The sequence below is a fragment of the Vibrio sp. ECSMB14106 genome (assembly GCF_000972265.1).
In the GTDB taxonomy this organism is placed as follows: domain Bacteria; phylum Pseudomonadota; class Gammaproteobacteria; order Enterobacterales; family Vibrionaceae; genus Vibrio; species Vibrio kanaloae.
In genome coordinates this window covers 297,462-320,951 of the sequence record NZ_LAUM01000003.1, presented here as the reverse complement: position 1 = coordinate 320,951, position 23,490 = coordinate 297,462, and the positions used below count along the sequence as shown (strand labels likewise).

Below are 23,490 nucleotides of genomic sequence, written 5' to 3'. Positions count from 1 at the left end.
ACCTTTCGCAAGTCCTTGCAGGGCAAGGGGCTTCGTAATCTTGCCCTAATTCATGAGGTTGTTGTATTTAAGCTAGAGAAATAATAAATATAAATACCAAACAAGGAAGATCAAAAAATGGCACGCTACGTGCCATTTAAATGTAGATTAAATTGTATACCTAATTATTATTTGGCATATATGCCTTTAGGAAGACGAGCAGAACGAGTAATACGATTGCCTGCGGTGTAGTCATTAATTATATCGGAAGGCGTGTAATTGCGTTCTAACTCAAATATATCATCTTGATCGAGATTCATCTCCAAAGCAGCGAGGGCGCTATTGAACTGTTCTGGCGTATCGGCACCAACCAACATTGATGACACATATTGCTTTGACAGGACCCATGCTTGAGCGACCTGAGCCGGAGCAACATTGTGTCTCTCAGCGACACGAGCAACAGAAGTAGAAATATCAAATGACGTCTTGTCGTTATACATTTCAGCAGTAAAGAAATCGGTTTTATTTCGGTTAGACTGCATATCACTGGTAAGGATACCTCGAGCAAGAGGGCTGAATACCGACACCCCAATACCTTGGTCTTGGCAATATGGAATCATCTCTCTCTCTTCTTCTCGGTAGGCACAATTATATTGCAATTGCATATTTATTGGCTTCACCCAGCCGTTTTGGTCACATACCTGAATAATCTTAGCAAGCTGCCATGTATACATGGTAGAAACGCCGATATAGCGAGCCTTACCTGATCGAACGATATCATTAAGAGCACACATTGTTTCTTCAACAGGCGTATTTACATCAAAAAAATGAAGCATATAGATGTCTACATAGTCCATCTTCATGCGTTTTAAGGATGCATCAATAGAGTTCATAATGTGTTGACGAGAATGACCTTGAGCATTGATATCATCATTCATTTGGTAGCCGACTTTAGTCGTTACAATCAGCTTGTCGCGTTGTCCTATACGATTGAGTACATTGCAAACAACTTCTTCACCCGCCCCATACGAATAGAAGTCTGCAAGGTCAATAAAGTTAACGCCATGATCAATAGCATGGCGGATGATCGGTTCGCTTTCTTTCTCATCAAAGATCCAAGGTTTCCATTCCTTAGAGCCCATATTCATTGTACCAAGGCACAAACGAGACACCTTGAGGCCAGAGTTACCCAGTTGTACGTATTCCATATTCACCCCTCGCATTATGTAAGATAAATGTTTAATTTTTGTTTTATGACCTGAGTATTTAGATCCAAAAACCAACAAAACACGAGTGAATATAAGTTAGGCATACATGAGTTTAGTTCTCAAAACCTTGATATGAAAATTAAAATCCATAAAAACAATGCATTAAATTTAAATCGTAAAATATGATTGTTTAAAAAGTTGAAGCTAAGACACGCTCAGGCATTCTTCTTTCAACCAAGAGACAAAGGCCTCGACTTTACTCGTGCCGACTTTAGGCGTCGGTACATGAATGAAGTACCCATATCGGCTGCGACACTGCAAAGGATGGAATTGAATCAGTTCTTGTTTTTTAAGTGAATGATAGACCATGTTCAAATCAACGACCGCGAACCCTCCACCAGCGATAGCTGTATTGATTACCTGCTCTTGAGTACTCATCGAAATCCCTTTTCTATACCCTTCCGTCAGTTGAATGTTTGCTGAGTCAAGCCAATCTTTCCATGCCGGGAGATTATGACCATGATGACGAATATGGAGCATTTTGTGAGTATGAGCCTCAATATTCATGCTCTCTGTTACGAGCTCTTGATTACAAACCGCAATGTACTTTTCTTTAAACAACAAGTTGTCTTTTGCATAGAACTCACCAACTTCATCAAAAAGGATTTCAATATCATACAGAGTACTTTGCTCTCGTTTGCTGTAGATCTGTAAGTCATATTGTGGAAATGCTTTGGCAAAGTTAACGAGATGAACACTCAACCAACGGCTGGTAAAGGTGGGAGGGGCAAGAATAGCCAATCGTTGCTGAAGATTAGGGTTGCGGATAACCTCTAGCCCTTTTTCTACCTCAGAAAGAGAACGAGAAATCGTGCTAAGCACTTGCTCCCCGATTGGTGTCAATTCCAATAGACCACGAGTAGATGTACGTTTGAAAAGAGGTACCCCTAAATACTCTTCAAGCTGTTTTATCTGTTTGCTTACCGCTCCCTGCGTAACATTTAAGATGTTTGCTGCTGCGGTGAAACTCAAGTGCGTGCCCGCAACTTCAAATACTCGAACTGCATTGAGTGAGGGTAGTTGTCTCATTATCTTGCTCCTGGTCACAAATACAGCGACTTAGAACTCAACTCCTGTCACTGCAATTCACATTAACTTTCGACATAGCGCGCTTGCGTAGATTCTGCTGCATTCTAACGATTAAAACTCATATGTTAATTACTTTTATTCAGTTGTTGAAAAATTGTGACACCTGTAAGTTTTTAAGGACTGACCACAATGACAAAATGCGCTGTTTGGAGAAAATATGGAAACCCAATACAACCTTGCGATTACTACAGCCAAAGAATGGCTGAGCAAAGACAAAAAACAATTTATTGGCGGCCAATGGGTTCTTGGCAACTCAGAGAATAATTGGATGGTAACCAATCCTAGTAATAGAGATGTGTTGTGTAACATCCCTTTAGCTGATGAACAACTGGTTGAAGAGGCGGCAGCTGTTGCCTCACAAGCTCACCAATCAGGTGTATGGAGCCAAGTAAGTAGAACGGCGCGTGCCCAAGTTCTTCGCGATATTGCTCAAGTTATTCGTGACCATACTGAAGTTTTAGCGGTGCTAGAGACGCTACCAAACGGCAAACTCTTAACAGAGTCATTAGCAGACGATATTCCAACTTGTGCTGACATCTTTGAGTATTATGCAGGTTGGACTGACAAGTTTTATGGTGAAACGTCACCTGTCGATCCTGAATACCTTAACTTTACGAATAAGGAACCGGTTGGGGTATGTGCACTTATCGCGCCTTGGAACTTCCCTCTTTATCAAGCAGCGTTGAAAATCGCTCCGGCTTTAGCGATGGGGAATACTGTCATTCTTAAACCATCCGAATTTACACCTTTGACCTCTCTATACTTGATAGAAAAGATTGTTGAAAGCGTTGATATTCCAGACGGTGTTTTAAACCTAGTTATTGCTGATGGCGCAGCTTCAAATCAGCTTACAGTCAGCAATAACGTCCAAAAAGTCTCCTTTACCGGAAGTACACCTATTGGTCGTAAAATCATTGAAAATAGCGGCCAATCAAACATGAAATCAGTCACGCTTGAGCTTGGCGGTAAGTCCCCTTGTATTTTCTTCGAGGACACCGAAAACCTAGACGCTGCGATCGTCCGTGCTTTTACTGTGATGTTCTCTCACAAAGGTGAAAAATGCTCCGAACCAACGCGATTCTTAATCCAAGAAGGGATTTACGATTACGTTCTTGAGAAACTGATTGCCAAAGCTGAAGCGGTAAAATGCGGTGACCCACTAGACCCTGAAAGTGAACAAGGGCCTCAATGTAATGAAGTGCAGTTCAATAAAATCATGTCTTACATTGAGATCGGTAAAACAGAAGCAAAACTGGTTGCTGGTGGTGAGCGAGATACATCAAATGGTAATGATCAAGGCTACTTTGTTCGACCAACGATTTTCTCTGAAGTGCCTGAAGATGCACGAATCGCACGAGAAGAGATCTTCGGTCCGGTGCTTTCTTGCATCAAATTCAAAACCGAAGAAGATGCAATTAGGATAGCCAACAACACTGAATATGGGCTTGCGGCAGGCATATATACGTCTAATGTAACTCGTGCGCACCGAATGGTTGATAAGATTGATGCTGGCATGTTGTTTGTGAACAAATATGGTTGCTATGGACTTGCCAGCCCATTCGGCGGCTTTAAACAAAGTGGCTGGGGTAAAGAAATGGCCATTCATTCGCTATCTTCTTACACAAAAACGAAGAGTATTTGGGTCTACTACGGCGAAAGCTAATCAGATATGTTTGGGCGGTTCTATCCGCCCAATTAAGGAAAATCATGCAATACAGAATCGAAGTCGATAATATTGGTGAAGTGAGAATCCCGGTGTTACTCCCTTATGGTGCTCAAACACAGCGAGCTCTAAATCTGTACCCCGTAGACAATCAAAAAACACTTGGCGACTATGCTTCACTTATCAACGCTGTTTTACGTATCAAATTAGCTTCTGCTCGTGTAAACAGGGAAATCGGAGAAATGGATCCAGTGCTTTCATTGAACGTTGAAAACACCTGTCAGTCCATATTAGAAGACTACCAAAGGGAACTATTCCCCGTTCACGCATTTCATGGTGGTGGTGGGATTTCCGTTAATATGAATGTCAATGAAGTCGTCGCTAACATTGTCAATCATAGCTATTATGCCCAGCTCTACGGCTCTTATTCTCCAGCTCATCCGAATGATGCCATTAACATGAATCATTCAACGAGCGACTGCTTGCAAACCGCAAGTCACTTGGCTGCTATTGAAGCCCTTGATCGCTTAGATACAACCATTGAGCGCTTGATGTACGCGTTTGAGTATTTAATGGCGAGCCACAGCGACAGCTCTAAACTCGCTAGAACCTGTATGCAGGATGCAGTAACGATTGAGTTTAAACAATTCTGGAGTGGTTATTTAGCATCACTACGCACCTGTCAAATGCATCTTAAAGCGTGTCGCAATGACCTTCAGGCTGTTAATTTAAGCGGTAATATTATTGGTCGAAGTGGTGACTGTTCAACGGCTTATGCCGAGCGTTGTATCTCAGTACTTTCAGACGTTACCGGTATAGAGCTTCGCAAGAACGATAACTTATTCCAATCCAGCCAATCATTCGATGCTCAAATTCATTGTGTTAGTCAGGTGGAGAACTTAGCGGGCTTTATTATCAAGATAGCGAAAGACCTGCGTTTAATGTCTTCCGGTCCCGAGGGCGGTCTATCGGAAATTACGCTTCCAGCAGTACAGGCGGGATCGAGTGCTATGCCTGGGAAAGTAAACCCTACAATTCCCGAGTTTGCCATTCAGTCTGCTATGCAAGCACAAGGGCACTGTTACTCATCTAAGCAAGCACATGTTCATGGAGAGTTAGACTATAACCCGTGGGGAATGCTACTGATCACCAATCTACTCGACGCCATAGATCACTTAGAAAAGGGAATCTCGGTACTCACTGAAAAGTGTATTCTCGGAATAGAAGTTAACTCAGAGACACAATCACGTAATGAATCCGCCTTGGTTCCACTCGTCGTGCAGGTTAAGTCTAAGATTGGATACAAAGCGACTTTAGACCGTGTTAAAGAGGCTAAAAACTCAACTGAATTGAAAGAGACGTTACAAGAGATACTCAAGCGGTGACCTCTACTCATTAATAGCACATAATACTGTAACTGGAATGCTAGATTGTGGCGCCTAGTCTATTAAAGCGTGCTCTAATCTTTTTATGTCACTCCACCTGCGAGTGACAGTTCTGTAGGCATTACTCAGATTAGAATAAGTAGGCCAAATACCTATCTGCAAAGCATCACGCGAAAGTTATGTAGCTTGTAATGGGGCAAAAACGAGTTAGACCTCCTAATGACTCACCGAGCTCGAAAACAAGTTAATAATCACCACGCCCGACAAAATCAAAGCGATTCCAATGATCGCGAAGATATCGAGCTTTTGCCCGTAAACCAGCCAAGACAGTGCTGCGACCAATACAACCCCTGCTCCACACCAAATCGCATACGCCACACCCAAAGACATGGTTTGCACTGTTAGGGATAACAAATAAAAAGCACAACCGTAACCAATCAGTACCGCGACAGTCGCAGGTAAAGAAGTAAATTGCTGCGTTTTAGGCAATAAAGAAGTCGCGACAACTTCAAGCACGATGGCAAGTGACAACATTACTGGAGGAGGAAGAGATAAAAGCATGTTTAAGTCCACAACAATAAAATACAGCATTCAGAATATTGTAATTTTATGTCTAATTCATGTGGTTTTCAGTAAGTAATTATTATGACGTACCCTAAAAGATCTTAACTATTAACTCCAGCAAATAGGTTCTTAAGTACGCATTCTTTCAACCAATAAAAAGACCGCTAGCCATGGTTAACAGGCTTAGTTCAAGATCTGCCTCTCCGATTAATTATTACATATGTGTATTAATCATTTTCAATTTACGGGGATTATCAAAACCTAAAGTCACATCTATACTAGAACCAGCAAAACGAAAAAGCGGAAACAATTAGGCTCAACTACGCTTAACGGATTGAAGCTAATGGCACAGTTATCCGCAGTACTGACATATATAGGAAGCATCCAATGACAATCGACATTAAACCTGATCAAACTCATATAAAATCAAAAGCAATGGTTGCATGGGCAGCTGGTGAACCACTAAAAATGGAAGAAGTAGATGTACAACTTCCTAAAGCTGGTGAGGTTCTAGTTCGCATCGTTGCTACTGGTGTTTGTCACACTGACGCATTCACACTATCAGGTGACGATCCAGAAGGTATCTTCCCTTCAATTCTTGGTCACGAAGGTGGCGGTATCGTTGAGATGATCGGCGAAGGCGTTACCAGTGTCGAGATTGGTGACCACGTTATCCCACTTTACACTGCTGAATGTGGCGAATGTAAGTTCTGTAAATCTGGTAAAACTAACCTATGCCAAGCCGTTCGTGAAACGCAAGGTAAGGGCCTAATGCCTGACGGTACAAGCCGCTTCTCTATTAATGGCGAAACGATTTTTCATTACATGGGCTGCTCTACTTTCTCTGAGTACACGGTACTTCCTGAAATCTCACTAGCAAAAGTAAGCAAAGAAGCACCACTTGAAGAAGTTTGTCTTCTAGGTTGTGGGGTAACTACGGGTATGGGCGCAGTACTGAACACAGCTAAAGTTGAAAAAGGCGACAACGTTGCTGTATTCGGCCTAGGTGGTATCGGTCTTTCTGCAATCATTGGGGCTCGCATGGCTGGTGCAGACCGCATCATCGGTGTTGATATCAACGAGAGCAAATTCGAGCTAGCAAAACAGCTTGGCGCGACAGACTGCATCAACCCAACTAAATTCGACAAGCCAATCCAAGACGTTATCGTTGAAATGACCGACGGCGGTGTTGAGTACTCTTTCGAATGTATCGGTAATGTAGATGTAATGCGTTCAGCACTTGAATGCTGTCACAAAGGCTGGGGCGAATCAGTCATCATTGGTGTTGCGGGTGCAGGTCAAGAGATTGCAACTCGTCCATTCCAACTAGTAACTGGCCGTGTATGGCGTGGTTCTGCTTTCGGTGGCGTTAAAGGCCGCTCTGAACTTCCAGAAATCGTTAATCGTTACATGGCAGGTGAGTTCGGGCTTCAAGAATTCATCACTCACACCATGGGCCTGCAAGACGTAAACGAGGCATTCCACCTGATGCACAAAGGTGAATCTATCCGTACTGTTCTACACATGGATAGATAATACCCCTTGGTCTCGATACTTAGGTGTCGAGACCACAGTTCTGACTTAAACATCAGAGCGAAACTGTCTTCACCACCTCCTGCCCGGTGGGTGGTGAAACTTTAAATAATATGGACACGTTATTCCTCAAAACCATCAACCTAACGGAGCACAATAGATGACAATCGAAAACATTAGCCAAGCAAAGGTTGCTGGTGGTTGGCACAAACAATACACCCACTTTTCTGCAACGCTTGACTGCAACATGCGCTTTGCGATTTTCTTGCCACCTAACGCAAGCAAAGAAAACCCAGTTCCTGTTTTGTATTGGTTGTCAGGCTTAACCTGTACCGATGAAAACTTCATGCAAAAAGCCGGCGCATTCAAAGCCGCGGCTGAGCAAGGCATTGCGATTGTTGCCCCAGACACAAGCCCACGTGGCGAAGGTGTTGCCGACGATGAAAATTACGATCTCGGCCAAGGCGCAGGCTTCTACGTAAATGCCACTCAAGCACCATGGGACAGCCATTACCACATGTACGATTACGTGGTAACAGAGCTTCCAGCATTGATTGAGTCTTTCTTCCCAGTAACTTCGGTGAAGTCGATTTCTGGCCACAGCATGGGCGGACACGGTGCCCTAACGATTGGCATCAAGAACGAAGATAACTACCGTTCTATCTCTGCATTCAGCCCAATCACCAACCCAATGCAATGCCCTTGGGGACAGAAAGCATTCAACCAATATCTTGGCTTAGATATTGAAGAGTGGAAATACTACGATGCTTCTGAGCTTCTAAAAACCAAAGGCACTAAGCTGCCAATGTTGGTTGACCAAGGCGAAGCCGATAACTTCCTGATTGAGCAGCTTAAGCCTGAGCAATTAGTTGAAGCCGCTAAGGTAACCAATGCCGATTTAGAGCTACGTATGCAGCCAGGTTACGACCACAGTTACTACTTTATCTCTAGCTTTATTGATGAGCATATTGAGTTCCACGCTGCTTACCTAAACAAGCAGTCACACCGATTTAGCCCACACCTTGCAAAAGCGTGAGGTGTGGGCTTTTTTGTACCTGTTCATTACTCGCACAGATCAATGTAAACCAAGGGTTGTGAACAGTATGTCAATTCATTCAAACTTCCTAACAGACAGGTGATGCCTTCACTTATTCATACTCTTACAATCAGCAAATCAAACCTGTTACCATAGCGTCTTCAGCATCATCTATTTTAAAGGTTGCTATGAAAGCAATTAAGACTCTTTTCTTCCTGATGGTTTTATTGAGCGGTTTATTTACCGCTTGGCTGTTTATTCCAATTCCAGCGACCATGGACAAGCAAACGCTCGATGTTCCATTAACGGAACCGTTCAAGTTAGTGGCATATCGCAGCAACCCAAATGATGCAAGCAAGCCGCTGACCTACCACTACTATGTGATTTCAGATGTGGCAGGGGTGGATGACATGGATCCGTTCCTGATTACCACGGACCAGTTCGTGAAGCTTGGCGAATTGGACGAGAACACATTCAACCTAACGGTTAACGGCAAGGTAGAGAGCTACACCAACGATTTATGGATCAAAAAATCTGACGGCAAGCTTCAGCACTGGTACGTGAGTATTGATGCGAACTATATCCGCTAACATCGAATTGCAATAAACCTGATTTCAAAACTGCGCTTTGGCTTCCAAGCGCAGTTTTTGTTTCTAGCCTTCCGCTTCACAAGCAAAACAAATCTCACAAGCTCTGCAGGTGTCATAAGCCCTACAGATGTTATAAGCTCCACCTATGCTCGACTCCCTATAAATCAAAAACAATAAAGGATCACCCGTGGAATTTACGCTCGACAAATTTAACGGCATCATCATCGACCCAGCAACAGCGCCTCACGATGCTGACTCATTCAATGCCGAACTCAGCGAGATCACCGAATTTTCAAAGCAGAACAACAAAGGCATTATTTGGATTAGCTTACCTATTTCCCTCTCGCACCTTATTCCTGTAGCGACTGAGCTCAGCTTTGTGTTTCACAACTGCTTAGAAGACGAAATCACGCTGATCCATAAATCCGAAATTGTCGAGTTTGTACCTTTCATTCCGACTCACACCTTAGGCGCGGGTGCGTTGATCACCAATGAACACAACCAAGTGCTGATGATTAAAGAGCACGGCATGACAGGCTACAAATTACCTGGCGGTCACATTGAGTTGGGTGAAGGCATTGAGGAATCTGTGGTTCGAGAAACCTTGGAAGAAACAGGCATCGAAGCCACATTTGTTTCGGTGGTTGGCATGGCGACGAGACACCCGTATCAGTTTGGCAAATCGAACCTCTACTTTATTTGCCACCTTATCGCTCAGACCCAAGAGATTGTGATTCAAGACACCGATGAAATTGCAGAGGCTAAATGGGTTGATGTTGAAGAGTACATTAACAACCCTGACAGTTACCCGTTTAACCGCCAATTAGTCGGTTCTCTGATCGGAAAGCAAGGGTTGGAACTCACTCAGCTCGAGGGTAATTCAGGCCCCACTCATAAGCCCGAGATCTTCTTTTCGAAAAGCTAGAGCGATTCAAACATAAAAATGCCCAACTCAAATGAGTTGGGCGTTTTGGTTTCTAGCTTTTGTTGTTCTTAATTAAGCCTACTGAGTTGTTAGTTATTCTTTGTACCTATGATTCATTCTCATACTTTCAAAACGAACCTGTATTAGAAGAAGCCTAACGGATTAGTATCATAGCTGATCAGCAGGTTCTTAGTATTTTGGTAGTGATCGAGCATCATTTTATGTGTCTCACGACCAATGCCTGATTTCTTATAACCTCCGAACGCGGCATGTGCTGGATACGCGTGGTAACAGTTCACCCAAATACGCCCCGCTTCAATGTTACGACCCATGCGATACGCTAGGTTTGCATCACGCGTCCACACGCCTGCACCCAAGCCATACTCGGTGTCATTGGCTATCTCTAGCGCTTCTGCTTCGTCTTTAAACGTCGTTACTGCGATAACTGGGCCGAAGATCTCTTCTTGGAACACACGCATCTTGTTGTGCCCTTCCAACATGGTTGGCTGAATGTAGTAACCGTTGCCGAGATCATCTGGTTGCTGCGCGATTTCACCACCGGTTAGCACTTTAGCGCCCTCTTGACGGCCTATTTCTAGATAGCTCAGAATCTTATCAAACTGCTCTTTAGAGGCTTGTGCGCCAACCTGAGTATCAGTGTCTAACGGGTTACCTTGCTTGATGGTTTGAGCACGTTCGATCACCTTGGCAATGAACTTGTCGTACACCGATTCATGGATCAGCACACGCGATGGACATGTACACACTTCACCTTGGTTGAAGAACGCAAGCAGCATGCCTTCGACACACTTATCTAGGTATTCATCTTCATGGTTAAAGATATCAGGGAAGTAGATATTTGGAGACTTACCACCCAGCTCAACCGTTGATGGAATCAAACTTTCAGCCGCACATTTCAGAATATGGTGTCCAACTTCAGTTGAGCCAGTAAACGCCAATTTAGCCAAACGATCACTGGTTGCCAATGCTTGACCCGCTTCGCTACCAAAACCATTCACGATGTTGACCACGCCTGCAGGTAGAAGATCAGCAATCTTCTCCATCATCACCAAAATCGATGTGGGTGTTTGCTCGGCGGGTTTCATCACCACACAACAGCCCGCAGCCAGTGCAGGAGCCAATTTCCAAGCCGCCATTAAAATCGGGAAGTTCCAAGGAATGATCTGCCCTACGACACCAATCGGTTCAGGGAAGTGGTAGCTTGCTGTGTTTGAATCTAGCTCAGCTGCGCTGCCTTCTTGCGCTCGGATACAACCCGCGAAATAACGGAAGTGATCGACAACCAAAGGGATATCTGCCGCCAGAGTTTCACGCACAGGCTTGCCGTTTTCCCACGTCTCAGCGACTGCGATTTCTTCTAGGTTCGCTTCAATGCGGTCGGCAATTTTAAGTAGGATGTTGGAGCGATCTGTCACGCTAGTCGCCGCCCAACTAGCACGAGCAGCATGCGCCGCATCAAGTGCCAAGCTAATGTCTGCCTCTGTTGAGCGCGCCACTTGGCAATACACCTGACCATTCACTGGAGAAGTGTTATCAAAATACTCGCCGCTAACAGGCTTAACCCACTCACCACCGATAAAGTTATCGTATTGTGCTTTAAAGTTCACCACTGCGTTATCACTACCCGGCTGTGCGTAAATCATAGTTAGATCCTTCTTCGATTTGATATTCGTTATTGAGCTAGAGCTGTCTTATTTTTGTGGCGGCTCCCCTTGAGAAAAGAACTCCTGACAAGACGCCCATGTTTATACTTTTTGTTTAAAACACTGATACTTCATGTTTTCTTCACAACATTAACAACGCAAATCACACGCCAGAACTTCAAAACTTGTTGTTAATTAATTGTAAAACTATGATTACCAAACGTTTACAACCCAAAGTGAGTTGGCATTGAACGGACGTATGGAAACCATTCCAGTGTTCAACTGTTCCAAATTGGTACACCCTCACTGTTACGACATGGAACAGTCATGCACCTTCAACAAGCAAACACCTCAGATTGGCTTTCGTCCTCTTGGCACCGCAGCACAGAAGCGGGGCTAAAACAGAGACGACTTCCCGAAGACATTCGCCTGCCACAATCGATTCTTAAACAGCGACGACATCAATCTTCTGACTTAATCAACATCGTCGAATGCAATGCGCTGCCTTTGTTTAATCAGATGTTTGCACGCACTGACAGTCGTTTGATTTTGACGGACATTGAAGGGGTAATTCTGGCAAGTTGGGGACAAGAAAGGTTTAAGGAGAAGCTGACGTCAATTGCACTGAGCTCTGGAGCTTGTTGGCAGGAGCAACTCAAAGGTACTAACGCGATTGGCACCGCCATTGTTGAAGCGAAACCAGTATCCATCATTGGCGAACAACACTTCATCCACCAGCATCGGTTTATCAGCTGTTCAGCAAGCCCGGTGTTTGACCACCAAGGCCAAATGGTTGGGGTGTTAGACATTACCAGCGAGCAGCAGCAACACGACAGTTCTGTCCAATTACTGGTTCAAAATATGGTTCAGCTTGTTGAGAACCAACTACTGAGTCACATCCCACAAGGCACTACTCGAATCGATCTTGCGTGTGAGAAATCTTTACTACACAGTGGTTGGCAAGGAATTGTGATAGCCAATGAAGCTGGCGAGGTAGTCGCGCACAATCAGGTCGCCTCTCAGCTGCTGGATCAAACCTCGATCGTCGGCGAATGCATAGATACCCTATTTAACCGAACCTCATTAGATACGCCTTTTGTGTTTGAGAAACAGCACCTCAAACGACCAAATGCAAAACGCACTCGCTCTATTTCAGCATCGTGTGATTTGCACCATGGTGAACAACAGATAGAACACGCTTGGCAGCAAGCCAACAAGGTTATCGACAAAGGGATCAGCTTGTTGATCTTAGGAGAAACAGGGGTTGGTAAGGGCGAATTTGTTAAAGCATTACACAAGCAAAGCCAACGTAAATCGTCGCCCTTGGTGGCGGTAAACTGCGGTGCGCTGCCGAAAGACCTTATCGAATCTGAGCTGTTTGGCTACGCGCCGGGCGCTTTTACGGGCGCAAGCCACAAAGGATTCCAAGGCAAGATCCGTCAAGCAGACAAGGGCATTCTATTTTTGGATGAAATCGCCGACATGCCGTTAGAAGCTCAATGTCGATTACTGCATGTTCTGCAAGATAAATCAGTGGTGCCCGTGGGTTCAAATCAGAGCTACCAAGTCGATTGTCAGATCATCGCTGCCACTCATAAAAATCTAGAACAGTTAGTTTCGACAGGTGAGTTTAGGCAAGACTTGTACTACCGCTTGAACGGCTTAGCCTTCACTTTGCCAAGCCTACAACACCGACAAGACAAACACGCCTTAATCGAGCACATTCATCGTAAATACGCCGAAGACGAACAGACAATCTGCCCTCACTTGATGAGCTTACTGTCCGCTTACGCTTGGCCGGGCAATATCCGCGAATTAGATAATCTACTCAAGGTCGCCGCTTTACTGGCGAGTGATGAACCCCAACTCACACTTGAGCATGTGCCCAGCCACCTTGCTCAACATCTAACATCGCTAGCGCAAGATAATCAGCATCAACTGACGACTCCTAATACCATAAAAGGTACATCGAATAACGATTTAAGAAGTACCGTTGAAGAAACCTTATTGCAAACGTATCAAGCAAACCAAGGCAACATCAGCAAGACTTCGCGAATACTCGGCATCAGTCGCAATACCATTTATCGAAAACTGAAAAGCTTGGGAATTCTTTAGTAGGAAGAGGAACCTAAGCTAATCAGAATCCAATTCCACAAGTTGATTGAGCACTTCTTTATCCAACACTGGATGATGTTTGCTCGCTAATATCAACACAATATCGACCGAAGGCAATGGCGGCATATCATCGAGGATTCTCAAGTCTGAAGTCACGCTGAGCTTACCCATCGCGCCAATGGCTAATCCGGCTTTAACGATCGCTCGCTGCGCTGAAGCGGTATTGCTACACGCCAATAACTGATAAGGCGTACCTTGCTTAGTTAAACCATTCACTGCTGCAGCGTGATATTTACAGTCCGTTTGAAACAAGGCTAATGGAACTGGCTTGGAACCATCAAACGCATAATCAGGGCTACTAATCCAAACCCCAATATCACTGGTGAGCCAATGCCCCTCTTCGCTGTCGGGTGCTCGGGTGACAATCGCGGCATCTAAACGACCATCATCCAACCATTCTCTCAGCGTAATGCTGGGTAGGCTGAATATTTGGATTGAGCACGTAGGCTCTGCTTGCTGTAACAGGCGAATCACTTTCGGCAGAATGGTGTCGTTATAGTCTTCAGGGCAGCCGAGTCGCAGAGGTTGTTTGTCCTCATAACGCTTTACTTGCTTTAGCGCGGTATTGTGGAGGGCGACCAACTGTTCGGCATGAGAACGCAGCGCTAAGCCAGCCTCAGTCAGTATTAAATTTCGCCCTTCTTTTTGGAAAAGAGTCACGTTGAGCTCTTCTTCCAACTTACGCATCTGAGCGCTGAATGCCGACTGGGTGCGATTAATCTGTTTCGCGGCACGCGTAAAGCTAGTGGTTTCTACAAACGCGAGAAAGCCTCGCAACGCATCAATGTCCATATTGAAATCACCACCCATCGTTTTTATTAATGTATTGCATCAAAATTATCCGTTAGTGCCTCGCAATACAATCCCCTAAGCTCAAAAGCACACTCACTAAACGCAAGGAAGCCCCTATGCAGCTTTATATTGGAAACCAGAACTACTCAACTTGGTCACTGCGCGCATGGCTGATATTCGACAACTACAACCTGAATCCAGAAGTCATTAAGCTCAAGCTTTTCACCTCTGATTTCTACGACACTCTGGCGAAAGTGACGCCAACAGCTAAGGTTCCAACCCTAGTTGATGGTGATGTTGCAGTGTGGGATTCATTGGCCATTCTCGAATACGTTAACGACGCCCACTTAGACGGTGCTGCATGGCCAAAATCCACCAAAGAGCGCGCTCGTGCCCGAGCCATTTCTGCTGAGATGCACTCCGGGTTCTTTGCCGTCAGAAATGAGATGCCGATGAACTGCCGCGCACAACGAAAGCTAACGCTAAGTGAAGATGCACTGAAAGACATCGCACGTATTGATGTAATATGGTCAACGCAAATGGAACAATACCCTGAAGGATGGTTGTTTGGTGAATGGTCGATTGCCGATGCGATGTTTGCACCTGTGGCATTGCGCTTAGAAACCTATGGCATCAAGCTTTCAGAGAAGGCATCGCGGTATCAACAACGTGTGCTTAACAGCACATCAATACAAAAATGGCTGGCAGAGGCAAGCTTAGAAACCGATGTGGTTGAAGAGGACGAGGCAGGCGAGACTGTATAAATAGTTAGCAATGAGTCTCGATAAGGGCATCGAGACTCATTCATTATTAGATGATTAGAAAGCGATTTCCTTACCGGCTATTCTTCAGCAACGCTGTCTTGATGATCATTCGGTTCAAACTCCAAAATATCACCAGGTTGGCACTCTAAAACTTCACACAGCTTATCGAGTGTCGATAGCCTTACCGCTTTGGCTTTACCATTTTTTAATACTGATAAGTTGGCTTCAGTAATCTCAACTTCTTTTGCCAATATCTTCAATCGCATTTTTCGTTTGGCCATCATAATGTCTAAATTAATGCGGATAGTCATGACAAGTCCTTTAAATGGTTTGGCTATGTTCGTCAGCCAGAATATAACCTTCTTTCATCACCCATGAGATGATCAAAATAATTATACCCAATATCAGTGTTAAAAAGTCCATACCAACAAAACTAATCTCAAAGATACGTTCACCTGGTGGATTATTGAACGACAGAATCACTGACATCAATGAACCATAGATAATTGAACCTAAAACCCAATAAAACAGGCTATATCCGAGCTTCTGGTAGGAGATTGCGTTTTCTAAAGAGAAGATTTCACCTCGCTCATAGTTACGGAATAAACGTATCAGAACCATCAGTGCGTACATAAGGATGCTCGACATCAATAAGCTTGTGAACGCAGCAACGATTCTTGTTGTCATAGCGAGCGGTAACATCGTGAAATACCCTATGTCATAGGTAAGATAAAAAATGCCCGTCGCACTAATAAAGTCATAGGGAGTCTCAACTGTTAGCCAGAAGTAACACACCATTATAGGGGTAAGTACAAAAAGGGATTGCAATAGCATACGTACGCGTCGGCTTTGTTTTTGGATGTTGGACATACTTAGATTCCTGTTGAATTGACTAAGGGGATATTAAGATCAAAACGAATGATGATCAACAAAAAATTATCGATAAACGATAATTTCATATCGATTTGAGTTTAGTAAAATAAAGTCAATCTAGTATGCGTTCTATCAATAGAATGAGATGACAACCTCCGGGTTCTAAAAGCTCCAACCCAATAATCCATTTTCATCAGACCTCCATTTACTTCCTAATCATTTGATCGATTGTGATCGCCGAATCACAATGTGCAGATGTGATTGTTTATATTCAACGAAACTCAAATAATTAAGATAAACATCATGTTACGAGCAACGATCGCATTACTCAGCGTAGCCAGTTTCACTGTATCTGCAAATGTCACCCTTCCCTCTGGAGAAGACTGGATCAATCATGCTTCTGAAGGGCTGGCACCTTACTGGTTGATGCCTAGCGCTCAGGGAGAACCGATAGGCAACTTCCCCACTTTCCGCTGTGATGATGGGACACTACTTGATGTGACCAACGTTTGTTCTGAGTTAGATCGAGGCTGGATCACGCCACACTTTGGCAAAGAGTTTACGCGGATGAAGTCACGTCAAACTTATGTCTATGGCGGGCTCTATCACCTTACTGGTGATAAGCAGGCGTTAGCGCTTGCCAAGCAAGGAGCCTACTACATCATTGATCAGCTAGAAGATAAGCAAAACGGCGGCTTCATCAGCTTCACTAAAGACGGTAAAGCAGGATTGGATTGGCAACAGCGAACGGCTCAAGATCAGGCGTATGCATTAGTTGGATTGGCGATGTACTACTACCTCACCCAAGACAAAAAGGTAGAAGAAGCGCTCATCGCCCAACAAGCTTTTATCTTTGATAAATATCGACTCAACGACAACAGCGGCCTAGCATGGGTGCTTGCCGATGGTGAAGATGGCAAAGCCACACAGCGTGAACTGGTCGCGCAACTTGATCAAATTAATGGCTACCTGTTGCTCGTCGCACCTCTGCTCAAAGAGCCCGTCAAATCAAAATGGCTTGATGACTTAACCTGGCTCACGCAATCCATGATTAACAAATACCATTCTGAAGATGAACAACGCTTCTACGGTGCAATTCACGATAAAGCAGCGATGATGCCGAATGCTAATCACAATGATTTTGGGCACACCATCAAAGCGTATTGGATGACTTATCTGACAGGCCAAACATTGAATAACTCTGAATGGAAAGAGTTTGGCATCAAAGGGATGAAACACACCTTAGAGCAAGCTCAATACCAGAAAGAGTTCGTGAACGTCTCCCAATATTTTGGCGAGGAACTTCAGAATGCGTGGAAAGGACAAGAGATTACGGGCTGGCAAAGCAGGCCAAACACTAATTGGGCGTCATCATGGGAATGGGCCGAGCTTGATCAAGCAGCAATGACGGTTTCGCTGGTCGATGCTTCAATGAAAGACGTATTACAATATACCCTACCGACCTTTCATGATGTTTGGGTCGACCACAAATACGGCGGCGTGGGGCTTGATCCTAAGCGCACCAAGGCTTTCCATTGGGGCAACGGCTACCATCAATTTGAACATGCACTGATTGGCTATTTGTTCGCTCAGCAAGTTGACGCGAAGCCAACAGTATTACATTACGCAAGGCCAACCAACAGCGAGATGCCAATGGAACCGTATTACTACCATGGGGATGTGGTTAAGTTGGATAACCTAAACGATGGAACGCAGAAGGTCAGTTTCAAAAACATTCGACCTTAGCGTTAGTTGTTTGCTCTAAATGGACTTGAGATGCAGGGCAATGGGGAATGGAAAGGTCAAAGAGTTAACACAATAGTGATATCGCAAACCCAAACAAAAGCCGCTGTCGAGCAGCGGCAATTTTAATGGAAATAATCTGAGTTTAGTCGTCTAGCCCTTTAATTGGGCTCATTGAACGATAAACAGTTTTTACGTCACCTTTGATGGACAGCATACTTAAATCATCAATGAAGAAGCGGCTAGTCATTGTGTGTTTACCACCATTGATGAAGATTTCGATGACCGACTTGTCAACATAAACCTCGATGGTTTGCTTGGTGCTCAACCTCGGTGCTTTTCTCACTGAGCCAAACTCTTCCGCGTAGAGCTGAGACATCTTACTGCGATCAAGCATGAACTCCTTTTCTGTAGCACTGAACACGATGTTATCGCCCGCAGCATTTGCAAGCGTTAACTCAAACTCGTCCGTTTCCGTTTCAAGTTGAACCATGAAGCTGGTTGTATCCAACTCAAGAACGCCCTCAACCGCAACCGCGTCGCCTTGCAACGCTTTCAATTCAGGTAAAGCCGACTGCACCAGATAGCCATCTTGGAGGTGAAGCTCGCGTGGTAACGACAACATGCCCGCCCACTGATGCTCATTAGATGGTGTATCAATCTCAGGCAGACCAATCCAAGCAATCAAAATGCGACGGCCTTTATCATCTAAGTAAGTCTGTGGTGCGTAGAAATCAAAGCCGTAATCTGGCTGTGCGATGTCTTGATGGTTTTCCAGTTCAGCCGTATCTAGGTTCAGGCGGTCACCCAAAATGTAAGCCACTGAATAGATATTTTTGAAGTCGTATGGGTTTTCACTAGACACGCCTTGCGGAGAAAATAGCATCACCGACTGATTATCTATTTCAAAGAAATCAGGGCACTCCCACATATAACCAAGGTTGTTGTAACGAGTTTGAATTGGACCTTTATGCTGCCAATTCATCAGGTCTCGGCTGCGATACAGTGCCATTGAGCCAGTCTCTTGAGGCGTTTGAGCACCCACAACCATCAAATAATCGTCGCCCTGTTTCCACACTTTTGGGTCGCGGAAATGTTCGGTGTAGTGATCGTTTTCGATAACCACGCCGTGCTTTTCTATTTTGCCGTCAGCAGACATCTTGGCACAACATTGAGTTGGTACTCGCAGCCAATTTTCATCGCGCTTGTTGCCCGTAAAGAACAACAATGCATTGTCGTTTTCAACCAATGCACCACCAGAATAAACTCCGTGAGAGTCGTAATCTTGGTCTGGGTGTAGGCCAATGCCGTGGTCTTCAAAATGAATGAAGTCTTTAGTAGAAAGGTGGTACCAATACTTCATACCATGGACAGGACCAACCGGCGTCCATTGGTAGAATAGGTGGTGTTCACCATTAAAGAAACACAGGCCATTCGGATCATTGAGCAGGCCAAACTTAGGCGCAATATGGTAGCTCGGATAGCCAGCGTCTTGTTTGCGAAGATTGACCATCTCATCAATGCTGTCTTGTGAAATCTCTTCTATACGACGATATCTTTGCTCTACCGTCCAGTTCGAATTCAAACTCATACACTCTCCTCGACGGCATTCGTATTTGAAGAGTCTTTTTGAACAAACTGAGTGAGAGCCTCTTGCGTTGGAAGTGCGGTCATCGCACCTTTTTGCGTTGTTGCCAAAGCACCACACCCATTCGCCCACTGGATTGCAGAATCAACGACTTGTTGATTAATCCACTCATCATGTTGAGAAAGCTTTGCAAGTAAGCCGCCAACAAAAGCATCGCCTGCGCCTGTAGTATCCACTGGCGTCACTGAGCGACCTGAAATCAACACACCTTGGTTTTCAAATACTCGCCAAACGCCTTTCGCGCCCTGTGTAACCAGAACAAGCGTGTTGTTAAGATCTGCAATATGAGACAAACCTTGCTCCATCGAAGTTGAACCGGTTAAGAAATCCAACTCTTCTTCAGAGAATTTAACCACATCCGCCAACTCAACTGCTTTCATTACCACAGACTTGATTTCAGATGGATCTTGCCACACTTCATCGCGAAGATTTGGATCGAAGCTGATGTAACCACCAGCCGCTTTCATGCGTCGGATGGCTTCAAAGGTGCTGCTTCGGCTTGGTTCATTAGCCAAAGAGATTGAGCAGACGTGTAGCCACTCGTTTTTCTTAAACTCGGGAATATCATCCACAGACATAAACTGGTCTGCACTTGGCTTCACCATAAACGTAAAACTGCGTTCGCCTTGGTCATCAAGGTCCACCACCACAGTTGACGTACGCTGCTCAGGATCTTTCACCAAACGTTCGGTATTCACACCTTCGTTTTGCAAAGTCACTTCCATAAAGGTGCCAAACGGATCGTTACCCACTCGGCCGAAAAATGCGCTTTTGCCTAAAAGGCGAGAAATCGCTACCGCGACATTGGCAGGCGCACCGCCCGGACATTTCAATAATGTCGCGTCAGTCTCCGGAATGAGGTCGACGACAGCGTCTCCAGTTACCCAAACTTGATTCATCTTTCTTACCTTAAAACTGAAAATCATGACAATCGAAAGCAGTAGCAACCAAAAGCAATGTGGCACTTCACGCTGTCATGTAAAAATATAAAAAGGCTAGCTAAGACAAATCACCTAGCTAGCACCCCAAAGCTTAGGAAATGAAGTGATAAGGGGGACTTCACTTCTAGGGAGAAACGTTAAGCCGTTGCTTTAATGTTTTGTTTATTACGCTCGCGCAGACCTAAAACAACGGTCAGTGCAAAGGCAGTCACGAACGCGATAATCATGCCGACTACGTAGTAACCGATTTTTTCTGGTGATATTGAGATGATACCTGGAATACCAGCAGCACCCAGTGCTTGTGCTTTCACATTGAACATAGTGATAAACGCGCTTGAAACCGCAGCTGCACAAACCGCAGCAATGAATGGATAGCGAAGCTTCAAGTTCACACCGAACATTGCAGGTTCAGTAATACCAAGCAAACCTGTCACACCAGAAGGAATCGCGATACCTTTCATTTTCTTATCTTTACTCATGAAACCAACCGCCAATGCCGCTGCACCTTGTGACACGTTAGACATCGCCGCGATAGGAAAGATGAACGTACCACCAGTTGTTGCGATATCCGCAAGCAACTGAGTTTCAATCGCGATAAAGCTATGGTGCATACCAGTAATAACAAACGGCGCATAAATCAAACCAAACACCGCACCACCAATGAAGCCAGCACTGTTGTATAGCCAGTTAAGACCGTCACCCAGTAGGAAGCCGATATCACGAGTGAATGGACCCACAACCGTGAATGTCAGTAGGCCCGTCACAAAAATAGCCAATAGTGGCGTTAACAAGTTATCCAAAACCGAAGGAATAACTTTACGTAGGCCAAGCTCAACTTTCGCTAGAATAAACGCAGAGACAAGAACGGGCAGCACTGAACCTTGATAGCCCACTTTCTCGATTTCGAAACCTAGAATGTTCCAAACTGGAATGCTGCCCGATACTGATGCGCCACCAAAGCCCCAGCCGTTCAGCAGGTCTGGGTGAACCATCAACATACCTAAAGCCGCGCCAAGGTATGGGTTACCACCAAACTTCTTACTCGCTGAAAATGCTAATAAAATAGGTAAGTACACAAAAGGGGCATTAGCAAATGTATTGATCATGTTTGCTAAGTCGGTCAAACCCGGATTAGCGTCGATTAGAGATTTGCCATCAATGAACAAGCCTTGAGCCGTCAACAGGTTGTAGATACCCATCAACAGACCACCAGCAACAATCGCCGGAATGATTGGTACAAAAATATCAGACAAACCTTTCACTGCGCGCTGCAAGATATTTTGGTTGTCAGCACCCGCAGACGCCACATCGTTGGTCGACATTTCCGTCATTTCAGTCAGCTTAGCCAGCTCAGCATAAACTTGGTTAACAATACCTGAACCAAAGATGATCTGATATTGGCCCGCCACTTTAAACTGGCCCTTAACCCCTTCTAGGTTATCAATAGCCTGTTCATCAATTTTATCTTGGTCTGCTACTGCAAGACGCAGACGAGTCGCACAGTGTGCAAGTGCGGTGATATTACTTTTACCACCTAATAGAGAAAGCAGCTCTTTTGCTATTTTTGGATAATTCATTACATACCCCATTGGATTATCATTTGAGCTTTTGAATTTTCGGGAACGTTTGCAAAACAAATTTTTGCTTAGAAATAACAAATGATCAAAGATAACGGCTCAATACTGTGAGAATGATCTTTAAATTATCTCCCTAGGATAAGAAGACAGGGTTAAAATCCCCTAATAACAGGTAAATTTGATGCTCTGTTTGCAAACAATCCCAAAACTAAAATTACAATTGGATAATGAATAATGGCTAGTCTTCATGATGTCGCTCGTCTCGCTGGAGTTTCCAAGTCGACGGTTTCAAGAGTAATCAATGATGAGTATGGCGTAAAAGACGCGACCAAGGTGAAGGTGCGTAAAGCGGTTGAAGAGTGTGGCTATCTCCCAAACCAAGTCGCTAAAGACTTAAAGTCTCAGAAAACCAACCTGGTTGGCGTGATTGTTCCTAGGGTTTCTTCCCACGCCACCTCTCAAGGTGTCGATGGTTTAACCGCAGTATTAGAGCAAGCGGGCAAGCATGTTTTACTAGCGAGCACGCACCAAACGCACCATAAAGAACTTGAATACATTCAGATATTTAACCAAAAACGTGTTGAAGGCATCATCCTGTACGCAACCCACCTCGACAACCAATTAGTCAAATCCATTCAAAGCTCTGCAGTGCCAGTGGTATTGGTTGGTCAAGACGGTTCGATGTTTAACATCCCAAGTATTGTGCACGACGACAATCGCGTAGGGTTTGAAGCGGGCAACCGCCTCATCGCGAAAGGTTGTAAGTATATGGGGTTTATTGGCGTGCAAGGCGATGATATTGCGGTTGATAAGATGAGATCAGAAGGCTTCGCTCAATCACTTCAATTCAACGACCTCACACTGCAATTTCACGCCCGCGGCGACTTCACCATAGAATCAGGTTACCAACTGGCTAAACAGTCTCTAAAGGAGCACACACAGCTCGACGGCCTGTTCTGCGCCACTGACCGTATCGCAATCGGTGCGATCAGAGCCATTCAGGAAGCGGGCCTCGTTCCAGGAAAGGATGTCTTGGTGCTCGGTGTGGGTGACGATGAGCTCGCTTCAGTATGCACACCAACGCTGTCTACGTTTAACTATGCGTTTGATAAAGCGGGAGAAAATGGAGCTAAGCTTCTGCTCGACCGTATTGAGAAAAAAGGCTTTGAAATGAGTAAGATGGTGCTGACTTTTAGCACCATTGAAAGAGAATCTTGCTAACGGTTTATTTCAGAGATCAAGTGCTCCCAAGATAAAAAAATGCCAACCTTCGAGTTGAAA

20 protein-coding genes are annotated in these 23,490 nt (G+C 44.7%); 10 read left to right on the top strand and 10 right to left on the bottom strand.

Features of this window, described 5'->3' with window-relative positions; translation table 11 throughout:
* Positions 1 to 167 precede the first annotated feature (167 nt).
* Together WR49_RS03510 and WR49_RS03505 are read right to left on the bottom strand one after the other, a co-directional pair.
* Complete coding sequence (locus WR49_RS03510) at positions 168 to 1,187, bottom strand: aldo/keto reductase (RefSeq protein ID WP_046223080.1); 1,020 nt, start codon at positions 1,185 to 1,187, stop codon at positions 168 to 170.
* A gap of 204 nt (positions 1,188 to 1,391) precedes the next feature.
* A complete protein-coding gene (locus WR49_RS03505; RefSeq protein WP_046223079.1) occupies positions 1,392 to 2,276 on the bottom strand; it encodes a LysR family transcriptional regulator in 885 nt (294 codons plus the stop codon).
* Positions 2,277 to 2,493: 217 nt separating this feature from the next.
* Here WR49_RS03505 and WR49_RS03500 point away from each other — a divergent pair, with 217 nt between their 5' ends.
* Both WR49_RS03500 and WR49_RS03495 read left to right on the top strand, forming a co-directional pair.
* The gene (locus WR49_RS03500; RefSeq protein WP_046223078.1) at positions 2,494 to 3,999 is read left to right on the top strand and encodes an aldehyde dehydrogenase family protein; all 1,506 of its coding nucleotides are present in this window, start codon (positions 2,494 to 2,496) and stop codon (positions 3,997 to 3,999) included.
* A gap of 44 nt (positions 4,000 to 4,043) precedes the next feature.
* Positions 4,044 to 5,384, top strand: coding sequence for a lyase family protein (locus WR49_RS03495; RefSeq protein ID WP_046223077.1), 1,341 nt, complete (start codon positions 4,044 to 4,046; stop codon positions 5,382 to 5,384).
* A 216-nt stretch (positions 5,385 to 5,600) separates the two neighbouring features.
* Here WR49_RS03495 and WR49_RS03490 read toward each other — a convergent pair whose 3' ends face one another.
* The gene (locus WR49_RS03490) at positions 5,601 to 5,945 is read right to left on the bottom strand and encodes a DMT family transporter (protein ID WP_029626759.1); all 345 of its coding nucleotides are present in this window, start codon (positions 5,943 to 5,945) and stop codon (positions 5,601 to 5,603) included.
* 390 nt (positions 5,946 to 6,335) lie between these two features.
* Between WR49_RS03490 and WR49_RS03485 the strand changes: the two genes are divergently transcribed.
* The 4 genes from WR49_RS03485 to WR49_RS03470 all read left to right on the top strand — a co-directional run bounded on the left by WR49_RS03485 (position 6,336) and on the right by WR49_RS03470 (position 10,032).
* Positions 6,336 to 7,484, top strand: coding sequence for an S-(hydroxymethyl)glutathione dehydrogenase/class III alcohol dehydrogenase (locus WR49_RS03485; RefSeq protein WP_046223076.1), 1,149 nt, complete (start codon positions 6,336 to 6,338; stop codon positions 7,482 to 7,484).
* A gap of 157 nt (positions 7,485 to 7,641) precedes the next feature.
* Positions 7,642 to 8,517, top strand: coding sequence for an S-formylglutathione hydrolase (gene fghA / locus WR49_RS03480; RefSeq protein ID WP_046223075.1), 876 nt, complete (start codon positions 7,642 to 7,644; stop codon positions 8,515 to 8,517).
* 188 nt (positions 8,518 to 8,705) lie between these two features.
* A complete protein-coding gene (locus WR49_RS03475) occupies positions 8,706 to 9,107 on the top strand; it encodes a hypothetical protein (protein ID WP_046223074.1) in 402 nt (133 codons plus the stop codon).
* Positions 9,108 to 9,294: 187 nt separating this feature from the next.
* Positions 9,295 to 10,032: an NUDIX hydrolase gene (locus tag WR49_RS03470; RefSeq protein ID WP_046223073.1), complete on the top strand. Its 738-nt coding sequence runs from the start codon at positions 9,295 to 9,297 to the stop codon at positions 10,030 to 10,032.
* Between the two features lie 143 nt (positions 10,033 to 10,175).
* Here WR49_RS03470 and exaC read toward each other — a convergent pair whose 3' ends face one another.
* A complete protein-coding gene (gene exaC / locus WR49_RS03465) occupies positions 10,176 to 11,696 on the bottom strand; it encodes an acetaldehyde dehydrogenase ExaC (protein ID WP_046223072.1) in 1,521 nt (506 codons plus the stop codon).
* Positions 11,697 to 12,023: 327 nt separating this feature from the next.
* On the opposite strand from exaC, the gene WR49_RS03460 reads away from it, so the two are divergent.
* Complete coding sequence (locus WR49_RS03460; protein WP_046223071.1) at positions 12,024 to 13,811, top strand: sigma-54-dependent Fis family transcriptional regulator; 1,788 nt, start codon at positions 12,024 to 12,026, stop codon at positions 13,809 to 13,811.
* Positions 13,812 to 13,829: 18 nt separating this feature from the next.
* On the opposite strand, the gene WR49_RS03455 is transcribed toward WR49_RS03460, so the two are convergent.
* Positions 13,830 to 14,681, bottom strand: a complete 852-nt coding sequence (locus WR49_RS03455; protein ID WP_046223070.1) for a LysR family transcriptional regulator — start codon at positions 14,679 to 14,681, stop codon at positions 13,830 to 13,832.
* A 98-nt stretch (positions 14,682 to 14,779) separates the two neighbouring features.
* Here WR49_RS03455 and WR49_RS03450 point away from each other — a divergent pair, with 98 nt between their 5' ends.
* The gene (locus WR49_RS03450) at positions 14,780 to 15,427 is read left to right on the top strand and encodes a glutathione S-transferase family protein (protein ID WP_046223069.1); all 648 of its coding nucleotides are present in this window, start codon (positions 14,780 to 14,782) and stop codon (positions 15,425 to 15,427) included.
* Between the two features lie 77 nt (positions 15,428 to 15,504).
* Here WR49_RS03450 and WR49_RS03445 read toward each other — a convergent pair whose 3' ends face one another.
* Positions 15,505 to 15,738 carry a helix-turn-helix domain-containing protein gene (locus WR49_RS03445; protein WP_046223068.1) on the bottom strand — a complete coding sequence of 78 codons (234 nt, stop codon included), beginning with the start codon at positions 15,736 to 15,738 and terminating at the stop codon, positions 15,505 to 15,507.
* Positions 15,739 to 15,748: 10 nt separating this feature from the next.
* A complete protein-coding gene (locus WR49_RS03440; protein WP_046223067.1) occupies positions 15,749 to 16,297 on the bottom strand; it encodes a DUF2975 domain-containing protein in 549 nt (182 codons plus the stop codon).
* A gap of 306 nt (positions 16,298 to 16,603) precedes the next feature.
* On the opposite strand from WR49_RS03440, the gene WR49_RS03435 reads away from it, so the two are divergent.
* Positions 16,604 to 18,046 carry an N-acylglucosamine 2-epimerase gene (locus WR49_RS03435; protein ID WP_046223066.1) on the top strand — a complete coding sequence of 481 codons (1,443 nt, stop codon included), beginning with the start codon at positions 16,604 to 16,606 and terminating at the stop codon, positions 18,044 to 18,046.
* Positions 18,047 to 18,188: 142 nt separating this feature from the next.
* Here WR49_RS03435 and WR49_RS03430 read toward each other — a convergent pair whose 3' ends face one another.
* The 3 genes from WR49_RS03430 to WR49_RS03420 all read right to left on the bottom strand — a co-directional run bounded on the left by WR49_RS03430 (position 18,189) and on the right by WR49_RS03420 (position 22,209).
* A complete protein-coding gene (locus WR49_RS03430) occupies positions 18,189 to 19,634 on the bottom strand; it encodes a sucrose-6-phosphate hydrolase (protein WP_046223065.1) in 1,446 nt (481 codons plus the stop codon).
* Positions 19,631 to 20,590 (bottom strand): aminoimidazole riboside kinase, encoded by a 960-nt coding sequence (locus WR49_RS03425; protein ID WP_046223064.1) that lies wholly within the window; start codon positions 20,588 to 20,590, stop codon positions 19,631 to 19,633. Before WR49_RS03425 ends, WR49_RS03430 begins: the two co-directional genes overlap by 4 nt.
* A gap of 179 nt (positions 20,591 to 20,769) precedes the next feature.
* Complete coding sequence (locus WR49_RS03420; RefSeq protein ID WP_017054882.1) at positions 20,770 to 22,209, bottom strand: sucrose-specific PTS transporter subunit IIBC; 1,440 nt, start codon at positions 22,207 to 22,209, stop codon at positions 20,770 to 20,772.
* A 234-nt stretch (positions 22,210 to 22,443) separates the two neighbouring features.
* On the opposite strand from WR49_RS03420, the gene WR49_RS03415 reads away from it, so the two are divergent.
* Complete coding sequence (locus WR49_RS03415; protein ID WP_017054883.1) at positions 22,444 to 23,430, top strand: LacI family DNA-binding transcriptional regulator; 987 nt, start codon at positions 22,444 to 22,446, stop codon at positions 23,428 to 23,430.
* Positions 23,431 to 23,490 lie beyond the last annotated feature (60 nt).